This window comes from Mesorhizobium sp. P5_C1, assembly GCF_054049815.1.
Map to the genome: position 1 here is coordinate 1 of NZ_JBFULQ010000369.1, position 5,773 is coordinate 5,773.

The 5,773-nt window shown below is 60.3% G+C and carries 6 protein-coding genes; 4 read left to right on the forward strand and 2 right to left on the reverse strand.

The features are described from left to right. Together ACXJ7R_RS23305 and ACXJ7R_RS23310 are read right to left on the reverse strand one after the other, a co-directional pair. Nucleotides 1-363: hypothetical protein (locus ACXJ7R_RS23305; RefSeq protein ID WP_457153898.1), on the reverse strand; the 363-nt coding region annotated here is incomplete at its 3' end. Further along, on the reverse strand, nucleotides 360-833 hold the full coding sequence (locus tag ACXJ7R_RS23310) for a hypothetical protein (protein ID WP_457153899.1): 474 nt from the start codon (nucleotides 831-833) through the stop codon (nucleotides 360-362). The genes ACXJ7R_RS23305 and ACXJ7R_RS23310, both read right to left, overlap by 4 nt. 555 nt (nucleotides 834-1,388) lie before the next feature. On the opposite strand from ACXJ7R_RS23310, the gene ACXJ7R_RS23315 reads away from it, so the two are divergent. The 4 genes from ACXJ7R_RS23315 to ACXJ7R_RS23330 are packed head-to-tail and all read left to right on the forward strand — an operon-like array spanning nucleotide 1,389 to nucleotide 5,672. Further along, entirely contained in the window at nucleotides 1,389-3,062 is a 1,674-nt protein-coding gene (locus tag ACXJ7R_RS23315; RefSeq protein ID WP_457153900.1) for an aromatic/alkene/methane monooxygenase hydroxylase/oxygenase subunit alpha, read from the forward strand. A 54-nt stretch (nucleotides 3,063-3,116) separates the two neighbouring features. Further along, complete coding sequence (locus ACXJ7R_RS23320; RefSeq protein ID WP_457153901.1) at nucleotides 3,117-4,178, forward strand: 2Fe-2S iron-sulfur cluster-binding protein; 1,062 nt, start codon at nucleotides 3,117-3,119, stop codon at nucleotides 4,176-4,178. 47 nt (nucleotides 4,179-4,225) lie between these two features. Then, nucleotides 4,226-5,284, forward strand: coding sequence for an aromatic/alkene monooxygenase hydroxylase subunit beta (locus ACXJ7R_RS23325; protein WP_095080697.1), 1,059 nt, complete (start codon nucleotides 4,226-4,228; stop codon nucleotides 5,282-5,284). A 16-nt stretch (nucleotides 5,285-5,300) separates the two neighbouring features. Beyond that, nucleotides 5,301-5,672 (forward strand): MmoB/DmpM family protein, encoded by a 372-nt coding sequence (locus tag ACXJ7R_RS23330; protein WP_095080699.1) that lies wholly within the window; start codon nucleotides 5,301-5,303, stop codon nucleotides 5,670-5,672. Nucleotides 5,673-5,773 lie beyond the last annotated feature (101 nt).

Genomic DNA, 5,773 nt, shown 5'->3' on the forward strand with positions numbered 1-5,773 from the left:
CGAAAAGCCACCCGGGCCTTTGGGGAGCGAGAAATGACCGGCGGACCCGATACTGCCAGGCGTGACGCGCTGCTTGCCCGCCGGCTTGATCTCGTCGCCAGCGTCTCCGCCCTCACCGCCGAAGCTCTGCGGCTCAATCAGAAACGCGCCGGCATCGAAATGGACGTACTGCGCCTGCACCAGTTGCGCGTTGGCGCCGCTTCTGCCGATTTCCAGCTCCAGGCGCAGTACGTCCATTTCGATGCCGGCGCGTTTCTGATTGAGCCGCAGAGCTTCGGCGGTGAGGGCGGAGACGCTGGCGACGAGATCAAGCCGGCGGGCAAGCAGCGCGTCACGCCTGGCAGTATCGGGTCCGCCGGTCATTTCTCGCTCCCCAAAGGCCCGGGTGGCTTTTCGAAAGCCGACAGCAATTTGGGCAATGCGCCGGCCWGTGACTGGAACTGTCTTTCGGCCGTCTCGATGTGGCTCTTGAGCTGGTCCCAGATATCGACGCGGATCATCGATGTTGTGTCGCCGGTCAGCCGCTCGATCTCGTCGACGCGGAACTGGCGTGTCAGCGAAACGCCGGAAAACACGAAGTCGCGCAGCAGGATCGCATGGTTTTCGATGAACAGATGGATCATCGGATGCGTCTCCGTGGTGACGCCGCCGGCGGCAAGCTCGGCCCGGATGAAGTCTTGGAAATGGCTCTGCAGGCGGTGCTGGCTCTCGCCCATGAAGCGCATGACAAAGACCAGATCGCGGGGCATCAGCTTGACAAGATCGCCGGTGACGCCGTCGGCATGGCTGGACATCGGTCGGGGTGGCCCGCTCCTGTCCTTATCGTTCGGCATGGTCTCTCTCCAGCGCCAGGCCCGCCCATGGGCTGTTGGCATCAAATAGTAGAGAAAGACAAAGAATTAAATAGAGACCTGCGTATTTTGATATTTGTTGCAGCTGCGAACTAGATATGTTGCAGTTGCGAATATATGAGTAATATTACAGTCGTAAGTTACATCTGTAAAATAACGTTACAGTTTGCTGTCCGCTCATACGCCGAAAAGATGGCGATCTTGTTTTAGGCGCTGGCCGCCGACCTCGTTTTCAAACTGGCACGACGCTTGCTTTGATTATTTTCACAAGAAGCCCATCGCGCTTGGCGCGGTGCCAAAAGAACGAAGGAACGGAGGAAGCAGCGTTTCGATACGCCCATCGCAAATGCGGTTGGCGTCGCGGGTCTCTGCCAAAACGCCTCGAAAACCTTTGCCGCGATCCACTTGAATGGCCGGACCATGAGTCGCGCCTGAATGCGCAACCCTTTGTCATGCCGTTCGCACTCTCACTGGCGGTGCTTTGTGCCGCTTCATGCCGGGGTCAAGGGACCCGCGGCCCAAACCTGGTGGAGGCTTATGACCATGACGTCTCTGACGCTCAACAAGATTACCTCGCAACGCGGAATTTCCGTCGGCGAGGCGACCAAGAAGATTGCCGATCTCGGCTGGAATCCTTCCTACGTGCAGGAAGCGATGACATTTCCGACCGACTACAAGATCAACAAGACGCCGCGCGATCCGATGAAGCAGGTCCTGCGGTCCTACTTCCCGATGCAGGAAGAGAAGGACAACCGCGTCTATGGCGCGCTCGATGCGGCATTGCGCGGCGACATGTTCCGCAACGTCGAACCGCGCTGGGTCGAGTGGATGAAGCTCTTCCTGGCCATCATTCCCTTCCCGGAAATCTCCGCCGCCCGCTCAATGGCGATGGTCGCCCGTATCGCACCCGGCGAGGAACTCCGAACCGGCTTCACCATGCAGATGATCGACGAGTTCCGTCACTCGACGATCCAGATGAACCTGAAGAAATGGTACATGGAGAACTACATCGATCCGGCCGGCTTCGACATCACCGAGGAAGCTTTCGGAAAGTGCTACGCCACCACCATCGGCCGCCAGTTCGCCGAAGGCTTCATCACCGGCGACACGATGAYCGCCGCCTGCATGTACCTGACCGTGGTTGCCGAAACCGCCTTCACCAACACGCTGTTTGTTGCCATGCCTTCGGAAGCCGCCCGCAACGGTGACTATGCGCTGCCGACCGTCTTCCTGTCGGTGCAATCGGACGAGAGCCGGCATATCGGCAACGGCCATTCGCTGCTGATGGCGGCGCTCAAGGAACCGGAAAACCACCTGCTGCTCGAGCGCGACCTGCGCTACGCCTTCTGGCAGAACCACGCGATCGTCGATGCCGCCATCGGCACCTTCATCGAATACGGCACCACCAACCGCGACAAGAACAAGGAGTCTTACGCGGAAATGTGGCACCGCTGGATCTATGAGGACTACTACCGCACCTACATGCTGCCGCTCGAGAAATACGGCATCAAGGTCCATCACGACGACGTCCAGGCCGCTTGGGAACGCATCACCAAGAAGAACTACGTCCACAAGGTCGGGCAGTTCTTCGCGGTCGGCTGGCCGGTCAATTTCTGGCGCATCGAAGCCCAGACCGACAAGGACTTCGAGTGGTTCGAGCACAAATATCCGGGCTGGTACGCCGAGTTCGGCGACTTCTGGAAATGGTACGCCAAGCTCAGCCACAAGGGCGAGAAGGTGCTGCTGTTCAACAGCGACGTCGGCTACGTCTATCCGCACCGCTGCTGGTCCTGCCTGGTTCCCTGCCTGATCCGCGAGGACATGGTGGTCGGTGAGATCAACGGCGAACTCTACACCTTCGCCCACGAGCTCGATCGCTGGACCGCCACGGTCGCCTTCGCCGACGAGTATCAGGGCCGTCCAACACCCGCGATGGGCCGCTTCAGCGGCAAGCGCGAGTGGGAGACGCTCTATGACGGCTGGGATCTGGCCGATGCCATCAAGGACCTGAACTTCGTCCGCTCCGACGGCAAGACGCTGGTTCCGCAGCCGCATCTGCGTTTCGACGACAAGGAGATGTGGACGCTCGACGATGTGCGCGGCAACACGCTCGGATCGCCGCTCAACGCGCTGCGTGCCATGTCGCCCGCGGACCGTGAGAAGCACCTGGCGGAATACCGGGCCGGCTTCACGATCAATCCCTGCAACTGATCAGGCAAAAGGGGGGCGGGTTCGTCCCGCCCCTACCTTTCACTGGAGGTCCGTATGTCGGAAACCCACACGGTCAGGCTCAGCCCAGTCGACGTCGAATTCGAGGTCGAGAATGGCGAAACGGTGCTCAACGCCGCATTCCGCCAGGGCATCGCCCTGCCGCACGGCTGCAAGGAAGGGCAATGCTCGGCCTGCAAAAGCGTGTTGCTCGAAGGCGAGGTCGACATGCTGAAATACTCGACCTTCGCACTCAACGACATGGAGAAGGAGAGCGGGCACGTCTTGTTGTGCCGTTGCATCGCCTACTCCGACCTGGAAGTCGAGCTTCTCAACTACGACGAGGAGATTCTGGCGAAAGCGATCGCCGTGAAAACGTACAAGGGCCGGATTGCTCGCATCGAGCAACTGACCCACGACATTCGCGGCATCGAAATCGAACTCGGCTCCCCGATGAAGTTTTGGGCGGGGCAATATGTCGACATCACGGTTACCACGCAAAAAGGGGAGACGATTACGCGCTCGTTCTCCATGGCAAATACGCCGGACCAAACCCAAAAACTCTCCTTCATCATCAAAAAATACCCTGAGGGAAAGTTCTCGGGAGAACTCGATTCCGGAGGCATCAGGGCCGGAGCCGAAGTCACCGTCGTCGGACCCTACGGGACCTGTTTCCGCCGCGACGAACGGCAAGGACCCCTGATCCTGGTCGGCGCCGGATCGGGCATGTCGCCGATCTGGTCGATCCTCAACGACCACCTGAAGAGCGGCGAGAAACGTCCGGTCTATTTCTTCTACGGCGCCCGCACCCGCAACGACCTGTTCTATCTCGACAGGATCGCCGAGCTGGTCGGCAATCATTCCGACGTCACCTTCATTCCCGTGCTGTCGCACGCGAGTGACGACGCCGAATGGCAGGGCGAACGCGGCTTCGTGCACCAGAGCGTCGACGCCAAGCTCAAGCAACTGGCGGTCGATGGGCAGGGCGATGTCCATGCCTGTGGCCCGCCGCCGATGATCGATGCGCYGCAGCCGGTCCTGTTCATGAACGGGTTCGAAACGGAGCGGATCTTCTTCGACAAGTTCACCACATCGGCAGGTGCAACGCCGGCCCATTGAGGGCGGCCGTGCCAAGCCAACCACAACTGCAACAAGGGAGAGAGACTATGCCTGCAACCTCGAGTTCTGTCGGATCCGGAGCCGCCGGCGCGGCGATCTTCGCCGATTCAGATAGCCGGAAATACCGGTATTTCGACCCGAAAGGCCAGCGCGCCACCCACTACGAGGACATGACGGTCGACGTTCAGCCCGATCCGGAGCGCTACCTGATCCAGGACTGGATCATCTCCTTCGCCGACGGCAAGGGCGCCTATGTCAAGCAGAACACCGCCGCGCAGAGTTCCAACTGGCATGCTTTCCGCGCCCCCGACCAGGAATGGGAGCGCACGCACTACCAGCGCCAGTCGAAGATCGAGACGATGGTTCAGAGCGTCATCAACAACGCCCGCAAATCGGGCGCACCGAAGACCTTCGACAAGGCCTGGGTCAAGATCCTGCAGACGCAGCTCGGCGCCTGGAAACACGCCGAATTCGGGCTCGGCACCTCGCTGATGCAGGCGCAGCGCTACGGCTACACCCAGATGATCAACAACGCGACGCTGACCAACTCGTCCTACAAGCTCAGGCTTGCCCAGGACATCACGCTCTACCTTGCCGAGATCGGCATGGACCTACCCGGCTGGGACGACGAACTCGGCAAGAAGGCCTGGCTTGAGGACAAGAACTGGCAAGGCACGCGCGAAGCGGTCGAGACCATCATGGGCGCGACCGACTATCTCGAACAGTATTTCGCCATCAACATCGTCTTCGAGCCGCTGGTGGGCGAAGTGTTCCGCTCCGGCTTCCTGATGCAGATCGCCGCCGCCAACCACGACTTCATCACGCCGGCGGTCATTTCGGCCGCCGAGGCCGACTACGAGCGCAACCTCGCCAACACAATCGACCTCATCCACATGCTCGCCAATGACGAGAAGCATGGCGCGGCGAACAAGAAGCTCTTCCAGGGCTGGGTCAAGAAACACGGCGCGCTCGCCGACAAGGCAGCCACCGGCCTGCAGCCGATCTGGTCGATGCCGCATTCCAAGCCGGTTGCGTTCGCGGATGTCCGCGCCAAATCCGAGGAGCGGATTGGCCAGATCCTCGGCGAACTCGGCCTCAAGCGCTGAAACAGGAGAACTTGTCATGTCACTAGCAGCACGCGACGCAACCCATTCCAACATCTTCAAGTCGATGAAGGACATCACCTTCGAGCAGACGATTTCGCATCAGTGCGGCGTCACCATGAACGACTCGGTCGAGGCTCGCGCCATCGCCGAATTCATGGGCCAGAAGCCGGGGGTGACCATCACCTACCAGCCGGCGCTGATCCGCATCGACGGCGACGGCAAGCTGATCTTCAAGATGGACGCGATCGGCGAATATCTCGGCCGCGAGATTTCGGCCGAGACCTTCGAGGTCAACACCTCCACCCACTACGGCCGCATGGTTCGCGTCGACGACAACACCGTGATCCTGTTCGGCAACATGGACGAGATGTTCGAATACATCGAATAGCCGCCACGAAAATCCGGCGCGCCGCGCGAGTGCGGCGCGCCGAACCGATCAACGCGATTGCTGCGGAGGCAACAATGTACAGGACACCGGAAGGCAAGGAC